This is a genomic window from Leifsonia sp. NPDC080035 (genome assembly GCF_040050925.1).
Classification (GTDB): Bacteria; Actinomycetota; Actinomycetes; order Actinomycetales; family Microbacteriaceae; genus Leifsonia.
On record NZ_CP157390.1, the window covers coordinates 4022332 to 4047382 of the forward strand.

At 69.4% G+C, this 25051-nt stretch carries 20 protein-coding genes; 8 read left to right on the forward strand and 12 right to left on the reverse strand.

Going from position 1 to position 25051, the window contains the following annotated elements:
• Positions 1–16: 16 nt before the first annotated feature.
• Together AAME72_RS19500 and AAME72_RS19505 are read left to right on the forward strand one after the other, a co-directional pair.
• Complete coding sequence (locus tag AAME72_RS19500) at positions 17–646, forward strand: helix-turn-helix domain-containing protein (RefSeq protein ID WP_348788178.1); 630 nt, start codon at positions 17–19, stop codon at positions 644–646.
• A gap of 87 nt (positions 647–733) precedes the next feature.
• On the forward strand, positions 734–3352 hold the full coding sequence (locus AAME72_RS19505; protein WP_348788179.1) for a penicillin acylase family protein: 2619 nt from the start codon (positions 734–736) through the stop codon (positions 3350–3352).
• A 21-nt stretch (positions 3353–3373) separates the two neighbouring features.
• Here AAME72_RS19505 and AAME72_RS19510 read toward each other — a convergent pair whose 3' ends face one another.
• The 4 genes from AAME72_RS19510 to AAME72_RS19525 form a co-directional block, all read right to left on the reverse strand.
• Positions 3374–4633, reverse strand: a complete 1260-nt coding sequence (locus AAME72_RS19510) for a citrate synthase (RefSeq protein WP_348790179.1) — start codon at positions 4631–4633, stop codon at positions 3374–3376.
• A gap of 207 nt (positions 4634–4840) precedes the next feature.
• Positions 4841–5989, reverse strand: a complete 1149-nt coding sequence (gene dapC, locus AAME72_RS19515) for a succinyldiaminopimelate transaminase (protein WP_348788180.1) — start codon at positions 5987–5989, stop codon at positions 4841–4843.
• 1 nt (position 5990) lies between these two features.
• Entirely contained in the window at positions 5991–6311 is a 321-nt protein-coding gene (gene fdxA / locus AAME72_RS19520) for a ferredoxin (protein WP_348788181.1), read from the reverse strand.
• A 46-nt stretch (positions 6312–6357) separates the two neighbouring features.
• On the reverse strand, positions 6358–6738 hold the full coding sequence (locus tag AAME72_RS19525; protein ID WP_348788182.1) for a hypothetical protein: 381 nt from the start codon (positions 6736–6738) through the stop codon (positions 6358–6360).
• A 99-nt stretch (positions 6739–6837) separates the two neighbouring features.
• On the opposite strand from AAME72_RS19525, the gene efeU reads away from it, so the two are divergent.
• The 3 genes from efeU (at position 6838) to efeB (ending at position 10291) form a co-directional block, all read left to right on the forward strand.
• Complete coding sequence (gene efeU / locus AAME72_RS19530) at positions 6838–7701, forward strand: iron uptake transporter permease EfeU (protein WP_348788183.1); 864 nt, start codon at positions 6838–6840, stop codon at positions 7699–7701.
• A gap of 66 nt (positions 7702–7767) precedes the next feature.
• Positions 7768–8949 carry an iron uptake system protein EfeO gene (gene efeO / locus AAME72_RS19535; protein ID WP_348788184.1) on the forward strand — a complete coding sequence of 394 codons (1182 nt, stop codon included), beginning with the start codon at positions 7768–7770 and terminating at the stop codon, positions 8947–8949.
• A 4-nt stretch (positions 8950–8953) separates the two neighbouring features.
• A complete protein-coding gene (gene efeB, locus AAME72_RS19540) occupies positions 8954–10291 on the forward strand; it encodes an iron uptake transporter deferrochelatase/peroxidase subunit (protein WP_348788185.1) in 1338 nt (445 codons plus the stop codon).
• Here efeB and AAME72_RS19545 read toward each other — a convergent pair.
• Positions 10284–10760, reverse strand: coding sequence for a hypothetical protein (locus tag AAME72_RS19545; protein WP_348788186.1), 477 nt, complete (start codon positions 10758–10760; stop codon positions 10284–10286). The two genes, efeB and AAME72_RS19545, sit on opposite strands and share 8 nt — an antisense overlap.
• Positions 10761–10871: 111 nt before the next feature.
• Positions 10872–12788, reverse strand: a complete 1917-nt coding sequence (gene typA / locus AAME72_RS19550; RefSeq protein ID WP_348788187.1) for a translational GTPase TypA — start codon at positions 12786–12788, stop codon at positions 10872–10874.
• Positions 12789–12936: 148 nt separating this feature from the next.
• Here typA and AAME72_RS19555 point away from each other — a divergent pair, with 148 nt between their 5' ends.
• Positions 12937–13308, forward strand: a complete 372-nt coding sequence (locus AAME72_RS19555) for a hypothetical protein (RefSeq protein WP_348788188.1) — start codon at positions 12937–12939, stop codon at positions 13306–13308.
• 186 nt (positions 13309–13494) lie between these two features.
• On the opposite strand, the gene AAME72_RS19560 is transcribed toward AAME72_RS19555, so the two are convergent.
• On the reverse strand, positions 13495–15351 hold the full coding sequence (locus tag AAME72_RS19560; RefSeq protein ID WP_348788189.1) for an ABC transporter ATP-binding protein: 1857 nt from the start codon (positions 15349–15351) through the stop codon (positions 13495–13497).
• A 50-nt stretch (positions 15352–15401) separates the two neighbouring features.
• Here AAME72_RS19560 and AAME72_RS19565 point away from each other — a divergent pair, with 50 nt between their 5' ends.
• Positions 15402–16028, forward strand: a complete 627-nt coding sequence (locus tag AAME72_RS19565; RefSeq protein ID WP_348788190.1) for a PH domain-containing protein — start codon at positions 15402–15404, stop codon at positions 16026–16028.
• A 44-nt stretch (positions 16029–16072) separates the two neighbouring features.
• Here AAME72_RS19565 and AAME72_RS19570 read toward each other — a convergent pair whose 3' ends face one another.
• From AAME72_RS19570 to AAME72_RS19580, 3 genes are all read right to left on the reverse strand, one after another.
• A complete protein-coding gene (locus AAME72_RS19570; protein WP_348788191.1) occupies positions 16073–17086 on the reverse strand; it encodes an ABC transporter permease in 1014 nt (337 codons plus the stop codon).
• Complete coding sequence (locus tag AAME72_RS19575; protein ID WP_348788192.1) at positions 17086–18618, reverse strand: ABC transporter permease; 1533 nt, start codon at positions 18616–18618, stop codon at positions 17086–17088. Before AAME72_RS19575 ends, AAME72_RS19570 begins: the two co-directional genes overlap by 1 nt.
• A gap of 194 nt (positions 18619–18812) precedes the next feature.
• Positions 18813–20606: an ABC transporter family substrate-binding protein gene (locus AAME72_RS19580; protein WP_348788193.1), complete on the reverse strand. Its 1794-nt coding sequence runs from the start codon at positions 20604–20606 to the stop codon at positions 18813–18815.
• A 281-nt stretch (positions 20607–20887) separates the two neighbouring features.
• On the opposite strand from AAME72_RS19580, the gene AAME72_RS19585 reads away from it, so the two are divergent.
• Complete coding sequence (locus AAME72_RS19585) at positions 20888–21682, forward strand: CPBP family intramembrane glutamic endopeptidase (protein ID WP_348788194.1); 795 nt, start codon at positions 20888–20890, stop codon at positions 21680–21682.
• Between the two features lie 79 nt (positions 21683–21761).
• On the opposite strand, the gene gcvP is transcribed toward AAME72_RS19585, so the two are convergent.
• The gene (gene gcvP, locus AAME72_RS19590; protein WP_348788195.1) at positions 21762–24659 is read right to left on the reverse strand and encodes an aminomethyl-transferring glycine dehydrogenase; all 2898 of its coding nucleotides are present in this window, start codon (positions 24657–24659) and stop codon (positions 21762–21764) included.
• Between the two features lie 17 nt (positions 24660–24676).
• Positions 24677–25051, reverse strand: coding sequence for a glycine cleavage system protein GcvH (gcvH, locus tag AAME72_RS19595; protein ID WP_348788196.1), 375 nt, complete (start codon positions 25049–25051; stop codon positions 24677–24679).

Consider the following 25051-nt stretch of genomic DNA (forward strand, 5'->3'; position numbering starts at 1 on the left):
TCCAGGAGAGAGCGCCATGACCGAGCCCGCCACCGCCGAGGAGGCGCCGCTCGCCCGGCCGACGCAGCGCAGCCAGGCGAAGGCCGATCGGCGCGCCGCGCTGCTCGTCGCGGCGGCGGGCATGTTCGCCGAGCGCGGCTTCAACGGCGTCTCGATCGAGGACCTCGGCGCCGCCGCCGGCGTGAGCGGTCCCGCGGTCTACCGGCACTTCCCCTCCAAGCAGGCTGTGCTCGCCGCGCTGCTCGTCGGCGTCAGCGAGAGCCTGCTCGCGGGCGGCACGTCCGTGGAGGAGGACGCGACGGATGCGGCGTCCGCCCTGCGCGCCCTCATCGCGTTCCACGTCGAGTTCGCCCTCACCGAGGCGGACACGATCCGCGTGCAGGACCGCGACCTCGACGCCCTGCCGGACGCCGAGCGCCGCGAGGTGCGACGGCTGCAGCGCCGCTACATCGAGGTCTGGATGCGCGTGCTCGGCGCCCTGCATCCCGCGGTGGAGCCGGAGGAGCTGCGGCTTCGCGTGCAGGCCACCTTCGGGCTGATCAACTCCACGCCGCACTCCGCCCGGGTCGGGACGGCGCACACCGCGGCCGCGACGGTGCGCCCGGTGCTGGAGCGGATGGCCTGGTCGGCGCTCACCTCGCGCTGACGCCTCGCGGAGGGCCCGGTGGTCGCGTCACCGCCGTACGTTACAGTCCAAAGGAATGCGTTCATTGTTGAGGCGTGAGGAGCGTTCGTGGGCGACGACACCCCCCGGCTGAGGCTGCACCACCGGATCCTGCGGGCGTTCGGGATCCTGCTCGCCGCGGTGCTGGTTCTGGTCGTGATCGCCGGCGGCGTGGGCGTCTGGACGGTCACCCGGTCGTTCCCGCAGACCTCGGGCACCCTCCGCCTCGCCGGCCTGAGCGCACCGGTGACGGTCTCCAGGGACTCCGCCGGCGTCCCGCAGATCACCGCGACCACCGCCGACGACCTGTTCCGCGCGCAGGGCTTCGTGCACGCCCAGGACCGGTTCTGGGAGATGGACTTCCGCCGCCACGTCACCTCGGGCCGGCTCTCCGAGCTGTTCGGTGCGAGCCAGGTGCCGACGGATACGTTCATCCGCACCCTCGGCTGGCGGCGCGTGGCCGAGCAGGAGGTGAAGCTGCTCGACCCCACCACGCTGCGCTACTACCAGGACTACGCCGACGGCGTGAACGCCTACCTGAAGAACCACCACGGCGCGGAGCTGTCGCTGGAGTATGCGATCCTCGGCATCCAGAACCCCGGCTACTCCCCCGAGCCGTGGACGCCGGCCGACTCCGTGGCCTGGCTGAAGGCGATGGCCTGGGACCTGCGCTCCAACCTCGAGGACGAGATCGACCGCGCGCTGCTGGCGACGAAGCTGACGCCCGGACAGGTCGCGCAGCTGCACCCGGGATACGACTACGGCGGCCACCCGACGATCACCGGGCTCGGCGGCGGCGACACGTCGGCCGTAACCCAGGACGCGAAGCCCGTCCGCGGCGGCGGCGACGCCGGTTCGTCCCAGGGCTCCGGCGCGGACGCGTCGGCGCTCGCCGCGGCTCCGGTCGCCGAATACCGCGCGAAGCTGCAGCAGGTCGCCGAGAGCGTCGACGCCCTGCCGACGATGATGGGCCCGGCCGGGGACGACATCGGATCCAACTCCTGGGTCGTCGCAGGCGCCCACACGGCCACCCGCAAGCCCCTGCTCGCGAACGACCCGCACCTCGGTGCCTCGATGCCCTCCGTCTGGTACCAGGTCGGCCTGCACTGCCGGACCGTCGGACCGGCGTGCCCGTTCGATGTGGCGGGCTACAGCTTCTCCGGCTTCCCCGGTGTGATCATCGGGCACAACGACCGCATCGCGTGGGGCTTCACGAACCTCGGGCCGGACGTCGCGGATCTGTACGTCGAGAAGGTCACCGGCGACACCTACGAGTACGACGGCACGCAGGTGCCCCTCACGGTCCGGACCGAGACCATCAGGGTCGCCGGCGGGAAGGACGTCCGGCTCCGGGTCCGCTCCACCCGACACGGGCCCATCGTCACCGACCTCAGCGACGGCTACGGCGCCATCGCGAAGGACCAGGCAGGCAAGCTCGGCGTTCCCGCCCAGAAATTCCAGCTGTCCCTGCAGTGGACGGCGCTCACCCCGGGGCCGACGGCGGGCGCGATCTTCGCCTTCGACACGGCCCACGACTGGGCGAGCTTCCGGAAGGCGGCCACCGCGTTCCAGGTGCCGTCGCAAAACTTGCTCTATGCCGACGTGGACGGGAACATCGGCTACCAGGCGCCCGGCAGCATCCCGGTCCGCGCGAAGGGCGACGGCACCGTCCCCGTGCCGGGCTGGACGAGCACGTACGGCTGGGTGGGCACCATCCCGTACGAGCGACTGCCGAGCGAGCTGAACCCGCCCTCCGGCTACATCGTCACCGCCAACAACGCGGCGGTCGGCTCCGGCTACCCGGAGATGATCACCCGCGACTGGGATGCGGGCTACCGCGCCAACCAGATCGAGCTGCGGCTGCAGAAGCTGCTCGCGGGCGGCACGAAGGTGACCGCGAAGGACATGTCCGCCATCCAGGCCGACACCTACGACGCGAACGCGGCGACACTCGCGCCGCTGATCGTCGCGGTCGGCGAGAAGGCGGACCCGAGCTCCGGCGTCGCCCAGGCCGCGGCGCTGCTGGCCAGCTGGGACCTCCACGACGACGCCGACAGCGCCGCGGCGGCGTACTTCGCGGTGTTCTGGAAGAACCTGCTCGCGGACGCGTTCGCCCGCAAGATGCCGGCCTCGACCGCCCCGACCGGAGGCGACAGGTGGTTCCGGGTCGTCGCGGACTTGGTCCGTGAGCCGGACTCGGCGTGGTGGACGGACGCGAAGCTGGGCGTCGCGGGCCTCGACGAGATGGTCGAGTACGCGGCGAACCGGGCGTGGGCCCAGACCCGCGACCGCCTGGGCGGCGACCCGTCATCCTGGCGCTGGGACCGCCTGCACACGCTGGAGCTCACCAACGCGTCGTTCGGGGTCTCCGGCGTCGCGCCGATCGAGTGGCTGTTCAACCGCGGCCCCTACCCGGTCGGCGGCGGTTCGAGCATCGTCGACGCGACGGGCTGGGATGCGTCCGTCGGCTACCAGGTCGACCGGGTGCCGTCGATGCGGATGGTGGTCGACCTGGCCGACTTCGACCGCAGCACCTGGGTGAACCTGACGGGAGCATCCGGCCACGCCTTCGACCCGCACTACGCCGACCAGGCCGATCTCTGGGCGAAGGGCGCGGCCCGGCCGTGGCCGTTCAGCGCCCGCGCCGTCCGCGCCGCCGCCTCGCAGACGCTCACCCTCACCCGGTGAGGGGGGTGAGGGCGGCCGAGGCTAGCGCTGCGGCCAGGAGCGCTCTGCGCTGCCGACGTAGAGCTGCTGCGGGCGGCCGATCTTGGTCGCCGGGTCGAGCATCATCTCGCGCCAGTGGGCGATCCAGCCCGGGAGGCGCCCGATCGCGAACAGCACGGTGAACATGCGCGTCGGGAAGCCCATCGCCTTGTAGATGACGCCGGTGTAGAAGTCGACGTTCGGGTACAGGCGGCGGTCGATGAAGTACTGGTCGGCGAGCGCGACCTCCTCCAGCTCCTTGGCGATGTCGAGCAGCGGGTCGTGGACGCCAAGCGCGGCGAGCACCTCGTCCGCAGACTGCTTGACCAGCTTGGCGCGCGGGTCGAAGTTCTTGTAGACGCGGTGGCCGAAGCCCATCAGCTTGACGCCGGACTCCTTGTTCTTCACCCGCTCGACGAACTTCTGCACGCTCTCACCGGAGTCGCGGATGCCGGCGAGCATCTGCAGCACCGCCTCGTTCGCGCCGCCGTGCAGCGGACCGTAGAGGGCGTTGATGCCCGCGGAGACCGACGCGAACAGGTTGGCCTGCGTGGAGCCGACGAGGCGCACGGTGGAGGTGGACGCGTTCTGCTCGTGGTCCTCGTGCAGGATCAGCAGACGCTCCAGCGCACGGGAGAGCACCGGGTTCACCTCGTACGGCTCGGCGAGCGTCCCGAAGTTGAGACGGAGGAAGTTGTCGACGAAGCTCAGCGAGTTGTCCGGGTACAGGAACGCCTGACCGAGGCTCTTCTTGTGGGCGTACGCGGCGATGACCGGGAGCTTGGCGAGCAGCCGGATGGTGGAGAGCTCCACCTGCTCCGGGTCGTGCACGCTGAGCGAGTCCTGGTAGAAGGTCGACAGCGCGGACACGGCACTGGAGAGCACCGACATCGGGTGCGCGTCGTGCGGCAGCGCGTCGAAGAACCGGCGCAGGTCCTCGTGAAGCAGCGTGTGACGGCGGATGCGGTCGTCGAAGTCGGCCAGCTCCGCGGCGGTCGGCAGCTCGCCGTGGATGAGCAGCCAGGCCACCTCGAGGAACGTGGAGTTCTCCGCGACCTGCTCGATCGGATAGCCGCGGTAGCGCAGGATGCCCGCATCGCCGTCGATATAGGTGATCTCGGAGCGCGTGGCCGCGGTGTTGACGAACCCGTAGTCGAGGCTGGTGAGCCCGGTCTGCTTCGTGAGCGACGAGAGGTCGATGCCCGAGGCGCCCTGCGTGCTCGGCAGGATCGGGAACTCGGCGACACCGCCCGGGTATCGCAGCTCGGCGACGGCCGCCTCCTCGCGGGCCGGGCCGCCCTGCTCCACCGATGCCTTCTCGGTGCCGAGTCCGCTCACAACGCCTCCTGGTTGGGGTTAGTCGGGTGCTTCGCGCGCCGATCGTGGCAGCGCCGCAAATGAAGTCGTGCCAGTACAGCCTAGTAGGCGAGCACAGCAACTGTCGCATCGCGCAAAGGGACGGGGATGCGGTTAGAGGGTCTCTCCAAAGGCGCGCAGTCGCTCGGCCGCCGCGGCGATCCGCTCGTCCGTGGCGGTGAGCGAGAGCCGCACGTGCTCGGGGTAAAAGTCCCCGTAGAAGTGGCCGGGCCCGGCGAGGATGCCGAGGTCGGCGAGCCTGCCGATGCTGTCCCAGGCGTCGCGTCCCTCCGTCGCCCACAGGTAGAGGCCCGCCTCGCTGTTGTCGATACGGAACCCCGCCGCCCGCAGCGCGGGCACCAGCAGCTCCCGCCGGGCGCGGTAGCGCTCGCGCTGCGCGCGCACGTGCTCGTCGTCGCCGAGCGCGGCGACCATGGCGGCCTGCAGCGGTGCGGGGAGCATGAGCCCGGCGTGCTTGCGCACGGTGGTCAGACGACCGACGACGGTGCGGCAGCCGGCGACGAACGCGGCGCGATAGCCGGCGAGGTTCGACTGCTTGCTGAGCGAGTACACGGCGAGGACGTTCCGGCGATCGTCGCCGATGACGCGCGGGTCGAGGACGCTCGGGATACGCGAACCACCACCGTCCGGATCAGTCCAGGGCGCGTCCCAGCCGAGCTCGGCGTAGCACTCGTCGCTGGCCAGGTACGCTCCGAGCTCCCTGGCGCGAGCGACGGCGGCCCGCAGCTCGTCCACCGACAGCACCCGGCCATCCGGATTGCCCGGACTGTTCAGCCACACCAGCCGCGTGTTCTCCGGCCACTCGGCGGGATCGTCGCTGGCGAGCGCGTCCGCGCCGGCCATCGCAGCGCCGATCGCGTAGGTCGGGTAGGCGGCGCGCGGGTGCACCACCACATCCCCTTCGCCGAGCCCGAGCATGAACGGCAGGAAGGCCACCAGCTCCTTGGAGCCGATGGTCGGCAGGACGTTGTCCACGGTCAGGTCCGGCACGCCGCGCCTGCGCGCGAACCAGTCGACGATCGCCTCGCGCAGCGCGGGCGTCCCGACGGTCTGCGGGTAGGCGTGCGCGTCCGTCGCCGCGGCGAGCGCCTCCCGGATGAGGTCGGGAGTCGGGTCGACCGGCGAGCCGATCGAGAGGTCGACGATGCCGCCGCCCGCACCGGAAGGCACTGCCGCGCGTGCGCGCTCCGCGTAGGGCGCCATGAGATCCCAGGGGTAGTCCGGGAGCTCCTTCAGCGCCACGTCAGTGCGCCTGCGGGGGCAGGGCGGCGATGAGCGGGTGGTCCTTCGCGATCACGCCGACCTTCGCGGCGCCGCCGGGCGAGCCGATGTCGTCGAAGAACTCGACGTTCGCCTTGTAGTAGTCCGCCCACTCCTCGGGGAGGTCGTCCTCGTAGTAGATCGCCTCGACCGGGCAGACCGGCTCGCAGGCGCCGCAGTCGACGCACTCGTCGGGGTGGATGTACAGCGACCGTTCACCCTCGTAGATGCAGTCGACGGGGCATTCGTCGATACAGGCCCGGTCTTTCACATCGACACACGGGAGGGCGATGACGTAGGTCACGGTGCTTCTTCAATCCCTTCGCGAGAGCGGGAGCTTCTCCCCTAGCTTATGACGTCTTGGCGCCCGCCGCGGTCCGCGGCCGGACGTCCGGCCAGGCGACGACGACCGCGGCGATCAGGATGGGCGCCACCAGCCAGATCTGACCGGCCAGGTTGTTCGGGATCAGCACGGAGCCTCCGGCGCTCTGTTGCGTGAACAGCAGGATGGCGGCGATGGCCCCGAGCGCGGCAAGGAGGGCGGGGACGCGGCTGCTCGCCAGCAGCCGCAGGCCGACCAGCAGCGCGGTGTACGCGATCAGGGAGCCGATCAGCCCGAGCGGGATACTGACGCCCCAGGTGACGTCGATCTGGTGGGCGACCGTGCCGATCGCGCCGAGGACCGCACCCGCGAGCACGAGCAGGACGACGTTCAGGATCCGGCTGAGCATTCTCGAATCCTAGCTGGACACCTCGACGACGCTGATCTAGAGTCGAGCAGGTAAGGTTAGCCTTACCAATCCCCCACACCGATCCGAACAAGGTCCCCTGTGCTCGCGAACTACCTCATCGGCCTCCGCGAAGGCCTCGAAATGGCGCTCATCGTCACCATCCTGATCGCCTACGTCGTGAAGGTCGGACGACGGGACGTCCTCTCCAAGCTCTGGATCGGGGTCGGCATCGCGCTGGTCGTGCCGCTCGGGATCGGCGCCATGCTCACCTGGGGCCCCTACGGCATGAGCTTCGAGGCGCAGGAGATCGTGGGCGGCACGCTCTCGCTCATCGCGGTCGGTTTCGTCACCTGGATGATCTTCTGGATGGGCAAGACGGCCCGCACGATGAAGTCGACCCTGCAGGGCCGGCTGGACTCCGTGCTGGTGGGCGCCGGCTGGGGCGTCGTGATCCTCGCCATGCTCAGCGTCGGCCGCGAGGGCATCGAGACGGCCCTGTTCGTCTGGGCCACCGTCGCCAGCGTCGGCGGCGGCTGGGAGCCGGTGCTCGGCGCGGTCCTCGGACTGATCACGGCGGCGGTGCTCGGCTTCCTGCTCTACCGCGGCATGGTCCGCATCAACCTCGGCTCGTTCTTCACCTGGACGGGCGCCTTCCTGATCATCGTCGCCGGCGGCGTGCTCGCGTACGGCCTCGGCGACCTGCAGGAGGCGGGCGTGCTTCCCGGCGCCAACGTGCACGCGTACGACATCAGCGCGATCATCCCCGCCTCCAGCTGGTACGGCACCGCGCTCGCCGGCATCCTCAACTTCAACCCGTCGCCGACCTGGCTCCAGGTCGTCGCCTGGGTGGGCTACATCGTCGTGGTCGCGTTCTTCTACCTGCGTCAGCACCGCTCGTCCCGCCGCCCGGCGGCCGCGAAACCGGCACCGGTGGCGACGCAGCACACTCCCGTCGCCTCCTGAGCGCGGCGGACGCACCCTCACCGCATCAGCAGCGCCCGCCGCACGAACAGAAAGCACAGCATCCCCATGCCCCGACTCCACCCGCTCGGCACCATCGCCGTCTCGCTGGCAGGCACGGCCGCCGTCGCCCTCGCCCTGACCGGCTGCGTACCGAACAAGGCCACCGCCGAGGCCGAGGCCATCGCGGTGACGCTCACCGACTCGTCCTGCACGGTCGCCACCGCCACCGCCCCGGCCGGCCCGATCACGTTCCAGGTGACCAACACGGGATCCGATGTCAACGAGTTCGAGGTGCTCGCCTCCGACAAGCTGCGCATCGCGGGCGAGAAGGAGAACATCGGCCCCGGCACCACGGTCAACTACGTGGTGCAGCTGACCGAGGGCGACTACTTCACCGCGTGCAAGAAGGGGATGGTCGGCAACCCGAGCTCACTAAAGGCGTTCACCGTCAGCAAGGGCTCCGCCGACACCAAGACCGCGAGCGAGAGCAAGCAGGTCGACCAGGCGGTGACCAACTACACGAGCTACGTGAAGGACCAGACCGGTCAGCTCCTGACCGCGACGAAGACCTTCGCGGCCGCCTACGCGTCCGGCGACGACGCCGCCGCGAAGACGCAGTATCCCGCCGCCCGCGCGTTCTACGAGCGCATCGAGCCGACCGCCGAGCAGTTCGGGGACATCGACCCCGCCCTCGACCTGCGCGAGGCGGACCTCGAGCAGGGGCAGGACTGGACCGGCTGGCACCGCATCGAGAAGGACCTGTGGGCACCCGCGGGCTACACGCCGTCCGACGCGGCGACCCGGAAGCAGCTCGGCGACCGGCTCGTCGCCGACACCCAGAAGCTCTACGACCTCGTCTACGCCAAGGACTTCACGCTCACCCTCGACCAGATCTCCAACGGCGCGAGCGGCCTGATGGAGGAGGTCTCGCGCAGCAAGATCAGCGGCGAGGAGGAGATCTTCTCGCACACCGACCTGTGGGACTTCAAGGCCAACGTCGAGGGCGCGGAGGTCGCCTATGGGAACGTCCGCGACATCCTGCTGCAGAAGGGCAGCACGGGGAAGTCGGCCGCGAAGACGCTGGACACCGAGTTCACGACCATCGACGGGCTGCTCGCCAAGTACACCTCCGGCAGCGGCTACGTGAGCTACACCGAGCTGACGACCGCCCAGGTCAAGGAGCTGTCCGACGCGGTGAACGCGGTCAGCGAGCCGCTGAGTCGGCTGACCTCGATCCTGGTCAAGTAGGCCGGTGACCGAGAGCAACGACACCGAGCGCCCGGAGGCCGCCGAGAACGGCGGTCCCACCGGGCGCTCCGGCGCACCCAGCAGTGGCCTCTCCCGGCGCGGGATGCTCGGGCTGGCAGGGGCCGCGGTCGGCGCGGGCGTCGTCGGGTTCGGAGCCGGCGTCGCCGTCGACCGGGCGGTCGTCGGCGGCACCGCGGGCTCCGCGACGACGTACCCGTTCTACGGCGACCACCAGGCCGGCATCACGACTCCCGTGCAGGACCGGCTGCACTTCGCCGCCTTCGACGTCGCCGCCGGGCTCGACCGCGATGGCCTCATCGAGTTGCTGCAGGACTGGACGACTGCCGCCGCCCGGATGACGCAGGGCCGGCCGGCCGGGAAGTACGGCCCGGCGTCCGGCCCGTCCGACGCGCCCCCCGACGACACCGGCGAGGCGCTCGACCTCCCGCCGGGCGGCCTGACGCTCACCTTCGGCTTCGGGCCCTCGCTGTTCGTGGATGCGAGCGGCGCCGACCGGTTCGGGATCGCGTCCCGCCGCCCCGCCGCCCTCGTCGACCTCCCCCATTTCCCCGGCGACGCCCTGCTGGACGCGCTCACCGGCGGCGACCTCTGCGTGCAGGCCTGCAGCGAGGACCCGCAGGTGGCCGTGCACGCCATCCGCAACCTCTCCCGCATCGCGTTCGGCCGTGCGGCCATCCGCTGGTCGCAGCTCGGCTTCGGCCGCACCTCCTCCACCTCGCGCAGCCAGGCGACCCCGCGCAACCTGTTCGGCTTCAAGGACGGCACGGCCAACATCAAGTCGGAGGACGAGGGCGTTGTCCGCGACCAGGTCTGGGCGTCCGCCGGCGACGGCGCGGAGTGGATGACCGGCGGCTCGTACCTCGTCGCGCGCAAGATCCGCATGGTCATCGAGACCTGGGACCGGCAGCAGCTCGGCGAGCAGGAGCGGATCGTCGGCCGCGACAAGGGCGAGGGCGCCCCGCTCTCCGGCGGCACCGAGTTCACGGAGCCGAACTTCCTGGCGCTGGCGAGGACCGGCGGCACGAAGATCGACCCGGACTCGCACGTGCGGCTCGCGCATCCCACGATGAACGACGGCGCCCAGCTGCTGCGCCGCGGCTACAACTTCGTCGACGGCAACGACGAGCTCGGCCGCCTGAACGCCGGCCTGTTCTTCATCGCCTTCCAGCGCGACCCGCGGAAGCAGTTCATCCCCATCCAGAACCGGCTCGCCAAGAACGACCTGATGAACGAGTACCTCAAGCACGTCGGCTCGGCGATCTTCGCTGTGCCGCCTGGCGCCCGCGAGGGGTCCTTCGTGGGCGCGGGACTGTTCAGCTAGCCGGGGTCGGGGTGGGCGTCGGCGTCGGGACGGCCGCCTTCGAGACCGAGTAGTTGGCGACCCAGCCGTTGCTTCCGGCGTCGGTCACCACCACGAGGACACCGTAGCGGTCGTCCGCGAAGGCGCCGGTCCCTCCGCCGTCGGGCGCCGTGCTGCCGAACCGGCCGGCGAAGCCGGCGCCGGCGAGCTGCTCGGCGATCCGCTTGTACGCGTCGGCGGCCGGGACCTTCACGGTGACGTTCCAGACCTTCCCGTCACCGGAGCCGACGGACGCGCCGAAGACGACCCTGCCACCGTAGAGGGGCACCGTCGAGGGGAAGCCGGCGGGGACCGTGTCGCCGCCGAGGTCGACGTTGCCGCCGCTCACATCCTTGACCAGGGTCTGGACGCTGCACCCCGCGAGCGCGGCCGTCCCGCCGAGCGCCAGCGCGCCCGCCAGCAGCACCGCTGACCACCGCGACCGTCTCATACCTCGATTATCGGCCGCCGAGCACAGGAAGAACGCTCCGGATCCCGCGGATTCGGAGCGTTCTTCCTGTGCTCGGCGGCCTGTGGCCCGAGTGGACCGAGTGGTCGCGGGTCAGGCGTCCTGGCGCTTGAGACGCGCGGCGGCGCGGCCTCGGGCGGTCGCGTCCAGCTCCACCTTGCGGATGCGGACGGCGTCCGGCGTGACCTCGACACACTCGTCCTCGCGGGCGAACTCGAGCGACTCCTCGAGCGTCAGCTGACGGGACGGCGTCATCGACTCGAACGTGTCGGCCGTGGAGGAGCGCATGTTGGTGAGCTTCTTCTCCTTGGTGATGTTCACGTCCATGTCGTCGGCGCGCGAGTTCTCGCCGATGACCATGCCCTCGTAGACCTCCTCGGTGGGGTTCACGAAGAAGCTCATGCGCTCCTGAAGGGCGATGATCGCGAACGGCGTGACGACGCCCGCGCGGTCGGCGACGATCGAGCCGTTGCTGCGGGTGACGATCGGGCCGGCCCACTCGTCGTAGCCGTGCGCGATCGCGTTGGCGATGCCGGTGCCGCGGGTGGTGGTCATGAACTCGGTCCGGAAGCCGATCAGACCGCGCGAGGGGACGATGAACTCCATGCGCACCCAGCCCGTGCCGTGGTTCGTCATGTTCTCCATGCGGCCCTTGCGCGCGGCGAGCAGCTGCGTGATCGCGCCGAGGTACTCCTCGGGGGCGTCGATCGTCAGGTGCTCGTACGGCTCGTGGGTCTTGCCGTCGACCTTCTTGGTGACCACCTGGGGCTTGCCGACCGTGAGCTCGTAGCCCTCGCGGCGCATCTGCTCGACGAGGATGGCGAGCGCGAGCTCGCCGCGGCCCTGCACCTCCCAGGCGTCCGGACGGCCGATGTCGAGCACGCGCAGGGACACGTTGCCGACCAGTTCGCGGTCGAGGCGGTCCTTCACCATGCGCGCGGTCAGCTTGTGGCCCTTCACCTTGCCGACGAGCGGCGAGGTGTTGGTGCCGATGGTCATCGAGATCGCGGGCTCGTCGACGTGGATGGCCGGGAGCGGGCGGATGTCGTCCGGGTCGGCCAGGGTGTCGCCGATCATGATGTCGGCGAAGCCGGCGACGGCGACGATGTCGCCGGGGCCGGCGGACTCGGCCGGGTAGCGGTCGAGCGCCTTCGTGATCATCAGCTCGGTCACGCGCACGTTGTGCACGTCGCCGTCGTGACGGACCCAGGCGACCGTCTGGCCCTTCCGAAGCGTGCCGTTGAAGATGCGCAGCAGCGCGAGGCGGCCGAGGAACGGCGAGGCGTCCAGGTTGGTGACGTGCGCCTGCAGCGGCGCCTCCGGGTCGTAGCTCGGGGCCGGGATGTGCTCGAGGATGGCCTCGAACAGCGGCTCGAGGTCGTCGTTGTCGGGCAGCTCGCCGTTGGCGGGCTGGTTCCGGCTGGCCGCGCCGGCGCGGCCGGAGGCGTAGACGACGGGGACGTCGAGGATCGCGTCCAGGTCGAGGTCGGGCACGTCGTCGGCCAGGTCGCTCGCGAGACCGAGCAGCAGGTCCTGGCTCTCGCCGACGACCTCCTCGATGCGTGCGTCGCCGCGGTCGGTCTTGTTCACCGCGAGGATGACGGGGAGCTTCGCCTCCAGCGCCTTGCGCAGCACGAAGCGGGTCTGCGGCAGCGGGCCCTCGCTCGCGTCCACCAGAAGCACGACGCCGTCCACCATGGACAGGCCGCGCTCGACCTCGCCGCCGAAGTCGGCGTGGCCGGGGGTGTCGATCACGTTGATGGTGATCGGGCCGTTCGGGGCGTGCTTGCCCTTGTACGAGATCGCCGTGTTCTTGGCGAGGATCGTGATGCCCTTCTCGCGCTCCAGCTCGTTGGAGTCCATGGCGCGCTCTTCGACGTGCTCGTGGTCGCCGAACGAGTTCGTCTGCCGGAGCATGGCGTCGACCAGCGTGGTCTTGCCGTGGTCGACGTGGGCGACGATCGCGACATTGCGCAGATCGTCGCGGTGGGCGACGGCGTTCTCGGACATGCGTGAAGGCTCGACTCTCGTCAGGAGGTTTTCGGGGAACGGTCCATTCTATCCCAGCGAGAGGGCAGCCTCGTTCGCGGCAGCCGAATGCCCAGCTCATCTCAAACAATGTCCGATGTTTTTAAAACGTATGCCATATGTCAGTGGCGTGCAAAGCAACATCATCCCGGCCGTGGCCGCGGCGTTCTGTGCAATGGCGTCGCTGGCCGTCTCGGCCGGGAGCGTCGACACGGCCCGCCCCGCACGCCCAGCCGCGGCCCCAGCGGCCGCCGACAGCGAGAGTCGGACGCTGGGCTGCGGGGCGGGTGTCGTCGAGGTCGCCTGGAGCAGCGAGTCCCCCGTCGGTCTCGTCGTCCGCGAGGGAAACACGGTGGAGGCATTCGGCTTTGACGTACGTCCCGCTGAGTCCGGATCGCACGCCTACACGAGCGGGCGGCACACGCTCACGTGGTCATTCGTCGATGATGACGGGCGTCCGGCCGAGCCCGAGTACCACGCGATCTGCGTGGCCTACTTCTGACCGTCTCCGGGGCCGGCGGCAACAACTCCGGAGAACAGTTCGTCCAACCGCTGAAATCCTCCGTTCCAACGGTCTTCCGACCGCCGCGTACCCGAATCTCCGGCGTTGACCGCCATGAGCGCGCCGGAGACGCCGCAGGCGGCGCGGCCCGAGGGCCACGCCGCCTGCGTGCGATGCTTTCGAGGACTACAGCCCCTGGGCCACCGGGGGCTCCGGCTCCTGCGGCAGCCCCTCGTTGACCGGGACCACCTCGTCCGAGCCCGCGGCCAGCAGCTCCAGGCGCAGGGCACGGCGGGCGCGCTGCTGGTCGGGGTCCGGCAGCGGCACGGCCGCGAGCAGGCGCTGCGTGTACGCCTCCTTCGGGTAGCGCAGGATCTCGTCGCGCGTTCCCACCTCGACCAGGTTGCCGTGGTGCATCACCGCGATGCGGTCGGCGAGCACGTCGATGACGGCCAGGTCGTGGGTGATGAACAGGCAGGCGAACTGCATCTCCCTCTGCAGCTGCTGCATCAGTTCCAGCACGCGAGCCTGCACCGACACGTCCAGCGCGCTGGTCGGCTCGTCGGCGATGAGCACCTGCGGCTTCAGCGAGAGCGCGCGGGCGATGCCGACGCGCTGCTTCTGGCCGCCGGAGAGCTCGTGCGGGAAACGGCTGCGGTATGCGCGCGGCAGCTCGACGCTGTCGAGGAGCCGGTCCACCTCCTTCGCCAGGTCCGCGCCCTTGAGGCCCTTCGCCAGGCGCAGCGGCTCACCGATGGAGTCGGCGATCTGCAGTCGGGGGTTCAGCGACGACGACGGGTCCTGGAAGACGATGCCGACGTTGCGGTGCAGCTTGCGGATGTCGTCCCGGCCCGCGTTGCTGATGTCCTGGCCGGCGACGACGAGCTTGCCCGAGTGGATGGGCAGCAGGCCGATCGCGGCGCGGCCGAGCGTGGTCTTGCCCGAGCCGGACTCGCCCACCAGGCCGACGACCTCTCCCTCGTGGATGGTGAGGTCGATGTCCGTCGCGGCGCGGAACGCCGGCACCCGGCCGTGCTTCGGGTACTCGATGGCGACCTTCTGGAAGTCGACGACGACCTTCCGCTTGTCCATCTCCGCCTTCTCGTGCTCGGCGGCGGCGATGCGCTCGTTGGCCCGGATGCGCTCGATGTACTCGGCGTCCGGGTGCTCCGTGCCCGCGGCGAGGGCGGCGGTCGTGTCGATCTCCTCGTCCTCGCGCTGGCCGAGGTGCGGAACGGCCTCGAGCAGGGCGATCGTGTACGGGTGCTGCGGAGCGGCGAACACCTCGGCCACCGTCCCGGCCTCCACGATGTCGCCCTTGCGCATGACCACGATGTTGTCCGCCAGGTCGGCGACGACGCCCATGTCGTGCGTGATCAGCAGGATGGCGCTGTCCAGCCGGTCGCGGAGGCTGCGGATCAGCTCCAGGATCTCGGCCTGCACCGTCACGTCGAGCGCCGTTGTCGGCTCGTCCGCGATGAGCAGCTTCGGGTCGCACGAGATCGACTGCGCGATCATGGCGCGCTGACGCTGGCCGCCGGAGAGCTGGTGCGGGTACGAGTTGAAGGCCTTCACCGGGTCCGGCAGCTCGACCATGTCGAGCAGCTCGAGGGCGCGCTCCTTCGCTTCGTGCGGCGACATCCCGAAGTGGATGCGCAGCGTCTCGATGATCTGGAAGCCGACCGTGTACACGGGGTTGAGCGCGGTCATCGGCTCCTGGAAGATCACCGACACCTGCCGGCCGCGGACGCGACGCATCTGCTGAGGCGTCAGGCCGGTGAGCTCGCGGCCCTCCAGCTTGATGGAGCCCTGCACGCGGGAGTTCTCGGGCAGGAGGTCGAGGATCGCCATCGAGCTCGCGCTCTTGCCCGAGCCGGACTCGCCGACGATCGCCAGCACCTCGCCGGCCTTGATCTCGTAGTTCAGCTTCTTGGCCGCCGGGATCCAGACGTTGTCCACGCCGAAGTCGACGGAGAGGTCCTTGACCTGCAGCACGGGCGCGTCGGTGACGACGCCCGCCTGACCGGTGGTGGTCTCGGTCATGATTCGTGGTTCCTTTCGGGGGCGATCGGGAGGGATGAGAGCATGGACCCATGCCCTACGTCTCCCCCGCCGAGCGCGAGATTTTCGTGTCCCGGTTCAACCGGGTCCTTGCCGTCCTGATCTGGGCGGCCGCCGCCGCCCTGTCGATCGGACTGCTGGTCAGTGTGCACGACGCCAGGGTGCTGTACATCGTGCCGTGCGGCCTGTTCGCCCTGCTGGGCTGGGCCATGCTCTGGCGACCGAAGCTCACCGTCGGAGACGAGGGCATCGAGGTGGTGAACGTGTCGCGCACCGTCCGCATCCCGTGGCAGGCGCTCATCCACGTGGACACGAAGTACGCGCTCACGCTGTACACGCCCGGCCACAGGTTCCCGGTCTGGTCCGCTCCGGCGCCCGGCACCGCGAGCACCCTGCGCGCCACCCGCCGCGAGACGAAGGGCGCGGTCGGCCGGCCGCGCGTCGAGGACAGCGTGCGCCGTCCCGGCGACCTGCTGTCGACCGAGTCCGGCACGGCGGCCGAGATCGTGCGCCGCCGCTGGCTCGGCCAGCAGGAGAGCGGAGCGATCGAGACCGGCCTGGCCGACGAGACGCCCGTGGCGATCCGCTGGCATGTGCTGACCCTGGTCGCCCTGGTGCTGCTGGCGGCCGGCACGGTCGCCGCGCTGCTCCTGTCCTGAGCCGAGGCCCGGGACCTGGAGCTGCGCGACGCCGTGGCCGGTGGTCACAGCACGTCCTCCGCGATGGCCACGCCGGTGCGGGCTCCGCCGTCTCCGCCCTCGCCCTCCTCCGGCTCCTGCTCGCGCATCTTGCGGAGGTTGAACCGGCGGTGGCGCGGGTCGAACGCGTCACGCAGACCGTCGCCGACGAAGTTCACCAGCAGCGCGAGCGTCACGATGAACGCACCGGGCCACCAGAACAGCCACGGCCGGGTCTGGAAGGCGGACTGGTTCGAGCTGATCAGCAGGCCGAGCGACACATCCGGCGGCTGGATGCCGTAGCCGAGGTAGGACAGCGCCGTCTCGAGCAGGATGGCCGAAGCCATGATCAGCGTCGAGGCGACGATGACGACGCCGATGGCGTTCGGCAGGATGTGCTTGAAGATGATCCGCATGTCCGACGCGCCGGCGACACGGGCCGCCTCCACGAACTCCCGCTCGCGGAGCGAGAGGAACTCGCCGCGCACCAGACGGGCGATGCCCATCCAGGAGAAGAAGCCGAGCATCAGGGCTAGGAAGAACGCGCCCAGTCCGCCGAACATGTGGCCGACGACGGAGCCGATGACCAGCGCGGGGATGACGATGAACACGTCGGTGATGCGCATCAGGATCGCGTCGACGATGCCGCGGAAGTACCCGGCGATCGCGCCGACGACCACGCCGACGACGCTCGCGATCAGGCCGAGCACCACCATCACGAGAATCGAGTTCTGGACGCCGCGCATCGTGAGCGCGAAGTAGTCCTTGCCGATGCGGTCCTGGCCGAACGGGTGCTCCCAGGTGGGTGTGCCCTGCGCGACCTGGTCGTTCAGCTCCTTGTAGTCGTACTTCCACCAGCCGTGGATCGGACCGATGCCGATCGCGGTGATCGAGAAGACGAGGATGACGATGAACAGGATCGCGGAGGCGACCGCGATCCTGTTCGAGAGGAAGCGCTTCCAGATCAGCTTCCCCTGGCTGACGGGCGGGGAGCTCGGCTCCTGCAGCTCGTCGGCGATCATGGGTTCGGTGGTCGACATCAGCGGACCCTCACTCTCGGGTCGAGTGCGGCGTAGGCCAGGTCGGCCAGGAAGTTGAAGAGGATGGCCATGGCCGCGATGACGAGGAAGTACGCCATCACCGGGTTCAGGTCACCACGCGCGAGTCCCGCGTTGAACAGCGAGCCCATACCGGGGATGGCGAACACCTTCTCCGTGATGATCGCTCCACCGAGCAGAGCGCCGACGTCGAAGGCGACCAGCGTCGTGATCGGGATCAGCATGTTGCGGAACGCGTGCCGCACGACGACGGTGCGCTCCGGCAGGCCCTTGGCGCGGGCGGTGCGGATGAAATCCTGGTTCAGGACCTCCAGCATTCCGGCGCGGGAGTACCGGGTGTACGACGCGAACGAGATCAGCAGCAGCGCGATGGTCGGTAGGAACAGGTGGGTGAAGGTGTCGAGACCTGTCACCCACATGTCGCCCTCGAGCCCGGGAGTCGAGGAGCCGACGGTGGCGATCGGCCGGCCGTTGGTGTCCTGGAAGTAGGTCGGCCACGCCTGCATGAAGCGGTCGATCAGGATGAAGAAGCCGGACACGACGGCGACGATCACCGCGACACGCATGTTCTGGCCGCGGTCGTAGCCGCCGACGAAGAAGCCGATCGCGAGGCTCACGATGATGGCGACGATGGCCAGGATGACGATCGTGCCGGTCGTCGAGACGCTGAACAGCGGCTGCAGGGCGAAGTAGCAGACCAGCGACACCGCGCCCGTGATCGCCGCCGAGATGAGAGCGCGTCGGTTCTGCAGCCCGGCCGTGAGCGCCGTGGCGCCGATGACCGCCGCCGCGATGAGGATGATCATCACCACCGGACCGAGGCCCGGGTGCAGGAACCAGTTGGTCGCGCTCATCAGCAGCAGCACGCCGGCGGTGGCGACGCCCGAGACCACGAAGGTGATCGCCCGCCTGCGCAGGTCGCCTCCGATGAGCGATTGCCAGATCAGACCGGCGACGAGGCCGATCAGCACCGCCACCCACCACGGGATGGTCGGGGAGGCGAGGAAGTTGTTGAACCCGATCGCGACGAACTCCTTGAGGAGCACCGCGACGAGGAACGCCGGCAGCGAGTACAGGAAGAAGCTGAGGAACGTGACGACGTTGTCGAGTCCGCTGTACTGCCGGAGAGCCGTGACGATGCCGATGGTGACACCGAGGAGGATCGCGAGGATGAGGGCGACGGTGACGAGCTGGATCGTCGAGCCGAGCGCCTGAGGCAGGATGTCGACCACCTTGGCGTTGGAGATCGTGGAGCCCAGGTCGCACGCGTTGGCGAACGGGATGAGGCACTTCGCGGCCCCACCGAGCCAGAGCAGCCAGCGCAACGGCGGGACGACGTCCAGTTGCAGGAGCTGGATGCGCGCATTGATGAGCTGCGTCTTGTTGGGGGAATTACTCGCCCGCAGATCCTGGAGCGGGTCGGCGCTGTAGGCGACCAGCATGTACATCAGGAACGATGCGGCGATGATGATGAGCACTGAGACGAGAAGGCGTCTCAGGATGAAACTCGCCATAGGTTCAAAACCTTCACTGACAGGGCGCGCCTTGACGGGTGTGCGACGAGCATGGGGCTCGCCAGGCGCGATTCGAGGGGGCGGGACGGGTCACGACCGCCGACTACATGATAACGGGGCGCCAGCACGAAGCCGACGCCCCGCCGCAGGAGAGTGCCCGGGGTTCACCCGGGCACTCTCACTGTTGGAGCTGGTTACTTCGCGGTGGACGACTTGACCGACCACTCCCAGAAGTTCCAGAACGGGCCGTTCTGGTTGCCCATGAACTTCACACCGTCGACGCGAGCGTTGACGCCGAAGACACCAGGCAGCTGGAAGAGCGGCAGGCCGTAACCCTCGGAGAAGGCCGTCTTGTCGATCTTCATCTCGAGGTCGGTCAGCTTGCTCTTGTCGAGCGTGGTCTGGGTGGCCAGCGCGTCGTCGTTCGCAGCGGAGAAGCGGTTGTAGTTACCGCCACCGTTGGTGGTGAACAGCTGCGGGATCTGCGCCGTACCCGCACCCGGGCTGATCCAGCCGAAGAGCGAGGCGTCGTAGTTGCCGCCCGGGAGGAGCTTGCTCCAGTCCGGCGAACCGGCGTTGACGATCTTGAAGCCGGCCTTGGCAGCGGATGCCTGGATGGCCTGGAACTCGTCGACACGGTTCGGGTTGTTCGTGTTGTACAGGATGCGGACGGTCGGGGTCTTGCCGGCCAGCAGGGCCTTTGCGCCGTCGATGTCGACCTTGCTGTACGCGTCGGAACCGTTGTTCTTCACGCTGTCGCCGTACTCCGGCTGCTGGTTCGGCAGCCAGATCTGCGAGTTGAGGACCTTGGCCTTCGGGTTCACCGGGGTGACGATCGAGTCGAGGATCTGCTGACGCGGGATCGTCTTCAGGAACGCCTCGCGGACCTTCGGGTCGGCGAAGACCTGCGAACCGAAGTTGAGGTCGAGGTGGTCGTACGACGCCTGGTCGCCGGTCAGCACCTTGGCGGTGGTCTGCTTGAGCGCGGTGAGCGTGTCGGCAGAGGCCTGCGGGTTGATGATGTCGACCTCACCGTTCTGGAGAGCGGTGACCTGAGCGTTCGCGTCCGGGATGATGCGGAAGACGATCTTGTCCACGTTCGGCTTCAGACCGCCGTCGTAGTACTTGTTCTTCGTCATCGTCAGCGACTGGCCGGGGGTCCACGACGACACGACGAACGGGCCGGAGGAGACCAGCAGGTCCTTGTCGGTCGGGAACGCGGTGACGTCGTAACCGGTGTTGACGAAGTCGGCGGCCTTCTTCAGCGTCGCGTTCGGCGCGACCGGAGCGGCGGGGTCGCCCTTCGGCAGCGTCTTCAGCAGCTTCGTCAGGTCGGCGGCCGAGGAGAGGCCCGCCTTCTTGGCCACGATGTGCGCGGGCTGCGCGATCGGGTTGACGAGCTCCCAGTCCACGTACGGCGTCGCGTACTTCAGCGTGATCGAGGTGTTGTCGTCGCTGACCTCGGGGAAGTCGGTCGAGTCGACACCGGCGGTGGAACCGGCGATCGAGAAGTACTGCGTACCGCTCGTGACGTTGCCGTTGTCGTCGAACTTCGCCGAGTCGTAGTGACCGGAGGCGATCGCCCAGGCGAGGATCATGTCGTCAGCGGTGACGGGCTGACCATCGGACCACTTGTCGTTCTTGTTCAGCGTGTACTTGACGGTCAGCGGGTCGTCCGAGGTCTTCTTGAACGTGCCGAACTTGTCGTCGTGGACGATCTTGTAGTTGTTGTCGATGTACTGGAACCCGGTTCCGTACGAGCCGTTGAGGTAGCCGACCTGACCGTTGGTGTCGAGGTTGCCCTGCGGCGTCTGCGAGTTGAACGAGGTGAAGTCGTTCACGACAGCGACCGTGACGGTGCCGCCCTTGGCAGCGGTCGAGGTGCCCGTGCTGCCGGACGTGGTGCAGGCAGACAGAGCGAGCGCGGCGACACCGGCGACGGCGACGGCGCTGACCGCGTACCTGACCTTTCTTCCCTTGATGTGCAATGTTCCTCCTGTGCGAAGTGTGCGACGGTCCAGGCGTGCGAGAGCCCTGGTCCGCGCGGGATAACACCGACCCTAGGTATGGAAAGCAGTGAATGCAAAATGGGGCTCCAAAACGTTACACACTGGTAACTCAGTCGGAGGATTGTTGCGTGCGGAGGATCGGAACGCACGTGTTCGCGCATACAACGCAACCGATCGAGCGCTTCCGCGCCTCCAATGCACGTCTGCGCGCATCCCCGCGCCGGTCAGGGGCCGAGCCGCGGGCCTGGCAGGATGCACATATGAGCACTGAGCAGACCTGGGCCGGCGAGGTCCCGGTCGCCCCCTCCGCGCGCGCCAGGATGTGGTGGGAGATCGCGATCGTCCTCGGGCTCTCGCTCGGCCAGTCCGCGATCTACTCGATCGTGAACATCGTCGACCTGTCGACGCGCGGGAAGGCGCTCGCGGACCAGACGGCGCAGGTGAACGCGTCCCAGTCCAGTCGGGAGCTGTTCGACTTCCTCTATCAGGTGCTCGGCAACCTGTTCCCGCTGTTTGCCGTCGCCCTGGTGATCTACCTGCTCTGGCAGCCGCAGCGCAGCGGCTTCCGCCGGATCGGTTTCGACCTCACCCGGCCGTGGAGGGATCTCGGCGGCGGGATGCTGCTGTTCTTGACGATCGGCGTGCCCGGCATCCTCTTCTATGCGCTCGGGCGGGTGCTCGGTGTGACGGTGACCGTCCAGGCCTCGCCGCTGGACACGCACTGGTGGACGGTGCCGGTGCTCGTGCTCGCCGCACTGCGGGCCGGGCTGCAGGAGGAGGTCATCGTCGTCGGCTACCTCTTCACCCGGCTGCGCCAGCTCGGCTGGGGACGGTGGACGATCATCCTGGCCGCGGCGCTGCTGCGCGGCAGCTACCACCTGTACCAAGGCTTCGGGCCGTTCGTGGGGAACGCCATCATGGGCGTCGTCTTCGGCTGGTGTTACACGCGCTGGGGCCGGGTGGCCCCGCTCGTCGTCGCCCACGTCGTCATCGACATCGTCTCCTTCGTCGGCTACCCCCTCGCCGTCGCCCTCTGGCCCGCCATCTTCGCCTGACCACGAACCGCCGAGTACGCAGATCCTCTGCGTACTCGGCGGTTTCGGGGCGATTTTCTTCGTACTCGGCGGTTGCCTGCTAGGCGAAGGCCTCGGGGGGCGGGCAGGCGCAGAAGAGGTTACGGTCGCCGTAGGCCTGATCGATGCGGCGCACCGGCGGCCAGTACTTGTTGCGGACGAGGGTCGGGACCGGGTACACGGCCTGCTCGCGGCTGTACGGGTGCGTCCAGTCGGAGGCGACGACGGACTCCGCGGTGTGCGGGGCGTTCCGCAGCGGGTTGTCGTCCGCCGGCCAGTCCCCCGCCGCCACGGCGTCCGCCTCGGCGCGGATCGCGACCATCGCCGCGACGAACCGGTCGAGCTCGGCGATGTCCTCGCTCTCAGTCGGCTCCACCATCAGCGTGCCCGCGACCGGGAACGACATCGTGGGCGCGTGGAAGCCGAAGTCGATCAGCCGCTTGGCCACATCGTCCACGGTCACGCCGGTGCTCTCGGTGAGCGGACGCACGTCGAGGATGCACTCGTGCGCGACGAGCCCGTTCTCCCCCGCGTACAGCACGGGGAAGTGCTCGCGCAGGCGCGCGGCGACGTAGTTCGCGGCCAGCACCGCGGCGCCGGTCGCGTCCTTCAGGCCCTGCGCGCCCATCATCCGGACGTACGCCCAGCTGATCGGCAGGATGCTCGGGCTGCCGTACGGCGCGGCGGAGACCGGTCCGCCGCCGTGCTCGATCCGTCCCCCGGACGCGACAGGGTGCGTCGCGTCCTGCGCGAGCGGGTGCCCGGGCAGGAAGGGGGCGAGGTGCGCCTTCGCCGCGACCGGGCCGACGCCGGGACCACCGCCGCCGTGCGGGATGCAGAAGGTCTTGTGCAGGTTCAGGTGGCTGACGTCTCCACCGAAGTCGCCGAAGCGCGCGTAGCCGAGCAGGGCGTTCAGGTTGGCGCCGTCGACGTAGACCTGTCCCCCGGCGGCGTGCACAGCGTCGGTGATCGCGACGACCTCGTGCTCGTAGACGCCGTGCGTCGACGGGTAAGTGATCATCAGCGCGGCGAGGTCGTCGGCGTGCTCGGCGATCTTCGCGCGCAGGTCGTCGAGGTCGACGTTGCCGAGCTCGTCGGTGGCGACGACGACCACGCTCATCCCGGCGAGCACAGCGGACGCGGCGTTCGTGCCGTGGGCGGACTGCGGGATGAGGCAGACCGTGCGCTGCTCGTCGCCGCGCGAACGGTGGTAGCCGCGGATGGCCAGCAGGCCGGCGAGCTCGCCCTGGCTTCCGGCGTTCGGCTGCAGGGACACCGTGTCATAGCCGGTGACGTCCGCGAGCCAGGCCTCCAGCTGATCGATGAGCTCGAGCGAGCCTGCGACGTCCTGTGCAGGGGCGAACGGGTGCAGCGCGGCGAACTCGGGCCAGGTCACCGCCTCCATCTCGGTCGCCGCGTTCAGCTTCATGGTGCACGAGCCGAGCGGGATCATGCCGCGGTCGAGCGCGTAGTCCCTGTCCTGCAGCTGGCGGAGGTAGCGCATCATCGCGGTCTCCGAGTGGTGCGTGGAGAAGACGGGATGCGTGAGGTAGTCGGAGCTGCGGGTCAGCTCGGCCTCGAAGGAGACGTCGGAGCCGAAGACCGCCTCCACGTCGTCCTCGGCCGTGCCGCCGAGCACCCGGATGAGGTCGGCGAGCGGGAAGCTGCCGTCGCGGAGGTCCGCGGCCGCCTCCTCGTCCATGCTGAGCGAGACCAGGCCCGCATCGACCGCGTGCAGCAGGATGCCGTGGTCATGCGCGCGCGCCACGACCGCCGCCGCGTCGTCCACCTCGGCCACCAGCGTGTCGAAGAAGGAGCGCGAGCGCACCTCGACCCCCGCCGCGCGCAGCGCGTCGGCGACGGCCACGGTGGACAGGTGCACGTGGCGGCCGATGGCCCGGAGGCCCACGGGACCGTGGTAGACGGCGTAGATCGCGGCCATTACCGCGAGCAGCACCTGGGCGGTGCAGATGTTCGAGGTCGCCTTCTCGCGACGGATGTGCTGCTCTCGGGTCTGCAGCGTCAGCCGGTAGGCGGGCTTGCCGATCGCGTCCTGCGAGACGCCCACAAGGCGTCCGGGGAGCTGCCGCTCGAGACCCTTGCGCACGGCCATGTAGCCGGCGTGCGGGCCGCCGAAGCCCATCGGGACGCCGAAGCGCTGGCTGGTGCCGACGGCGACGTCCGCGCCGAGCTCGCCCGGCGAGCGGAGCAGCGTCAGCGCGAGCAGGTCGGCGGCGGCGACCACGATCGCACCGGCGGCCCTTGCGGCGGCGAACACCGGCTCCGGGTTCCAGACCCGGCCGGAGGCGCCCGGGTACTGCACGAAGAGACCGAACGCGTCCGCGAGCTCCGGGGAATCGGCGGGTGTCGATGCGAGGTCGAGCACGACCAGCTCGATGCCGACGGCCTCGGCACGGTTGCGCAGCAGCGCGAGCGTCTGCGGGAAGGTGTCGGCGTCGACGACGAACCGCGCGGAGCGTGCCTTGGATGCGCGGCGCGCCAGCAGCATCCCCTCGACGACGGCGGTCCCCTCGTCGAGCATCGACGCGTTGGCCGTGTCGAGACCGGTGAGGTCGGAGACCATCGTCTGGAAATTGATCAGCGCCTCCAGGCGACCCTGCGAGATCTCCGGCTGGTAGGGCGTGTACGCCGTGTACCAGCCCGGGTTCTCCAGGACGTTCCGCTTGATCACGGCGGGCGTGATCGTGCCGTAGTAGCCGAGGCCGATCAGGCTGCGGTTGACCGTGTTGCGCGAGGCGATGGCCCGCAGCTCGCGGAGCGCGGCGCGCTCGCTCACCGGCGCGGGCAGCGCGGACGTGCGCGCGGTGTCGACCCGGATGGATGCCGGCACGGCGGCGGAGACCAGGGCCTCAACCGAGTCGTGCCCGAGCACGGACAGCATGGTACGCTGCGCGTCCTCGTCGATGCCGATGTGACGCGTCTGGAACAGTTCGCTCATGAAGGAAGCCGTCAGCCTTACTCGCCCGTGAGGGCCTTGTACTCGTCGTGGGAGAGCAGCCCGTCCGGCAGCTCGGTGAAGGTGACCTTGATCAGCCAGCCCTCCCCGAACGGGTCGCTGTTGACCAGCTCGGGGGCGTCGACGACCGCCTGGTTTGCCTCGGCGACCGTGCCGTCCACCGGCGCGAACAGCTCGCCGACGGACTTGGTGGACTCGATCTCGCCGACGACCCGGCCGGCGGCGACGTCGCTGCCCTCCGCCGGGAGCTCGACGAAGACCACGTCGCCCAGCTTCTCCGCGGCGTAGCGGGTGATGCCGACGGTCGCGGTGTCACCCTCGACGAGCAGCCACTCGTGCTCCGCGGTGTACTTGAGGTCCTGCTCTGCGGCCAT

What these genes read in the sequence shown, in the direction of transcription:
- typA (WP_348788187.1), bottom strand. Translation starts at nt 12,788, where the DNA reads ATGTCCGAGAACGCCGTCGCCCACCGCGACGATCTGCGCAATGTCGCG.
- AAME72_RS19560 (WP_348788189.1), bottom strand. Translation starts at nt 15,351, where the DNA reads ATGACCGAGACCACCACCGGTCAGGCGGGCGTCGTCACCGACGCGCCC.
- efeO (WP_348788184.1), top strand. Translation starts at nt 7,768, where the DNA reads ATGCCCCGACTCCACCCGCTCGGCACCATCGCCGTCTCGCTGGCAGGC.
- gcvH (WP_348788196.1), bottom strand. Translation starts at nt 25,051, where the DNA reads ATGGCCGCAGAGCAGGACCTCAAGTACACCGCGGAGCACGAGTGGCTG.
- AAME72_RS19585 (WP_348788194.1), top strand. Translation starts at nt 20,888, where the DNA reads ATGAGCACTGAGCAGACCTGGGCCGGCGAGGTCCCGGTCGCCCCCTCC.
- AAME72_RS19525 (WP_348788182.1), bottom strand. Translation starts at nt 6,738, where the DNA reads ATGCTCAGCCGGATCCTGAACGTCGTCCTGCTCGTGCTCGCGGGTGCG.
- AAME72_RS19575 (WP_348788192.1), bottom strand. Translation starts at nt 18,618, where the DNA reads ATGGCGAGTTTCATCCTGAGACGCCTTCTCGTCTCAGTGCTCATCATC.
- AAME72_RS19500 (WP_348788178.1), top strand. Translation starts at nt 17, where the DNA reads ATGACCGAGCCCGCCACCGCCGAGGAGGCGCCGCTCGCCCGGCCGACG.
- gcvP (WP_348788195.1), bottom strand. Translation starts at nt 24,659, where the DNA reads ATGAGCGAACTGTTCCAGACGCGTCACATCGGCATCGACGAGGACGCG.
- AAME72_RS19565 (WP_348788190.1), top strand. Translation starts at nt 15,402, where the DNA reads ATGCCCTACGTCTCCCCCGCCGAGCGCGAGATTTTCGTGTCCCGGTTC.
- AAME72_RS19545 (WP_348788186.1), bottom strand. Translation starts at nt 10,760, where the DNA reads ATGAGACGGTCGCGGTGGTCAGCGGTGCTGCTGGCGGGCGCGCTGGCG.
- AAME72_RS19570 (WP_348788191.1), bottom strand. Translation starts at nt 17,086, where the DNA reads ATGTCGACCACCGAACCCATGATCGCCGACGAGCTGCAGGAGCCGAGC.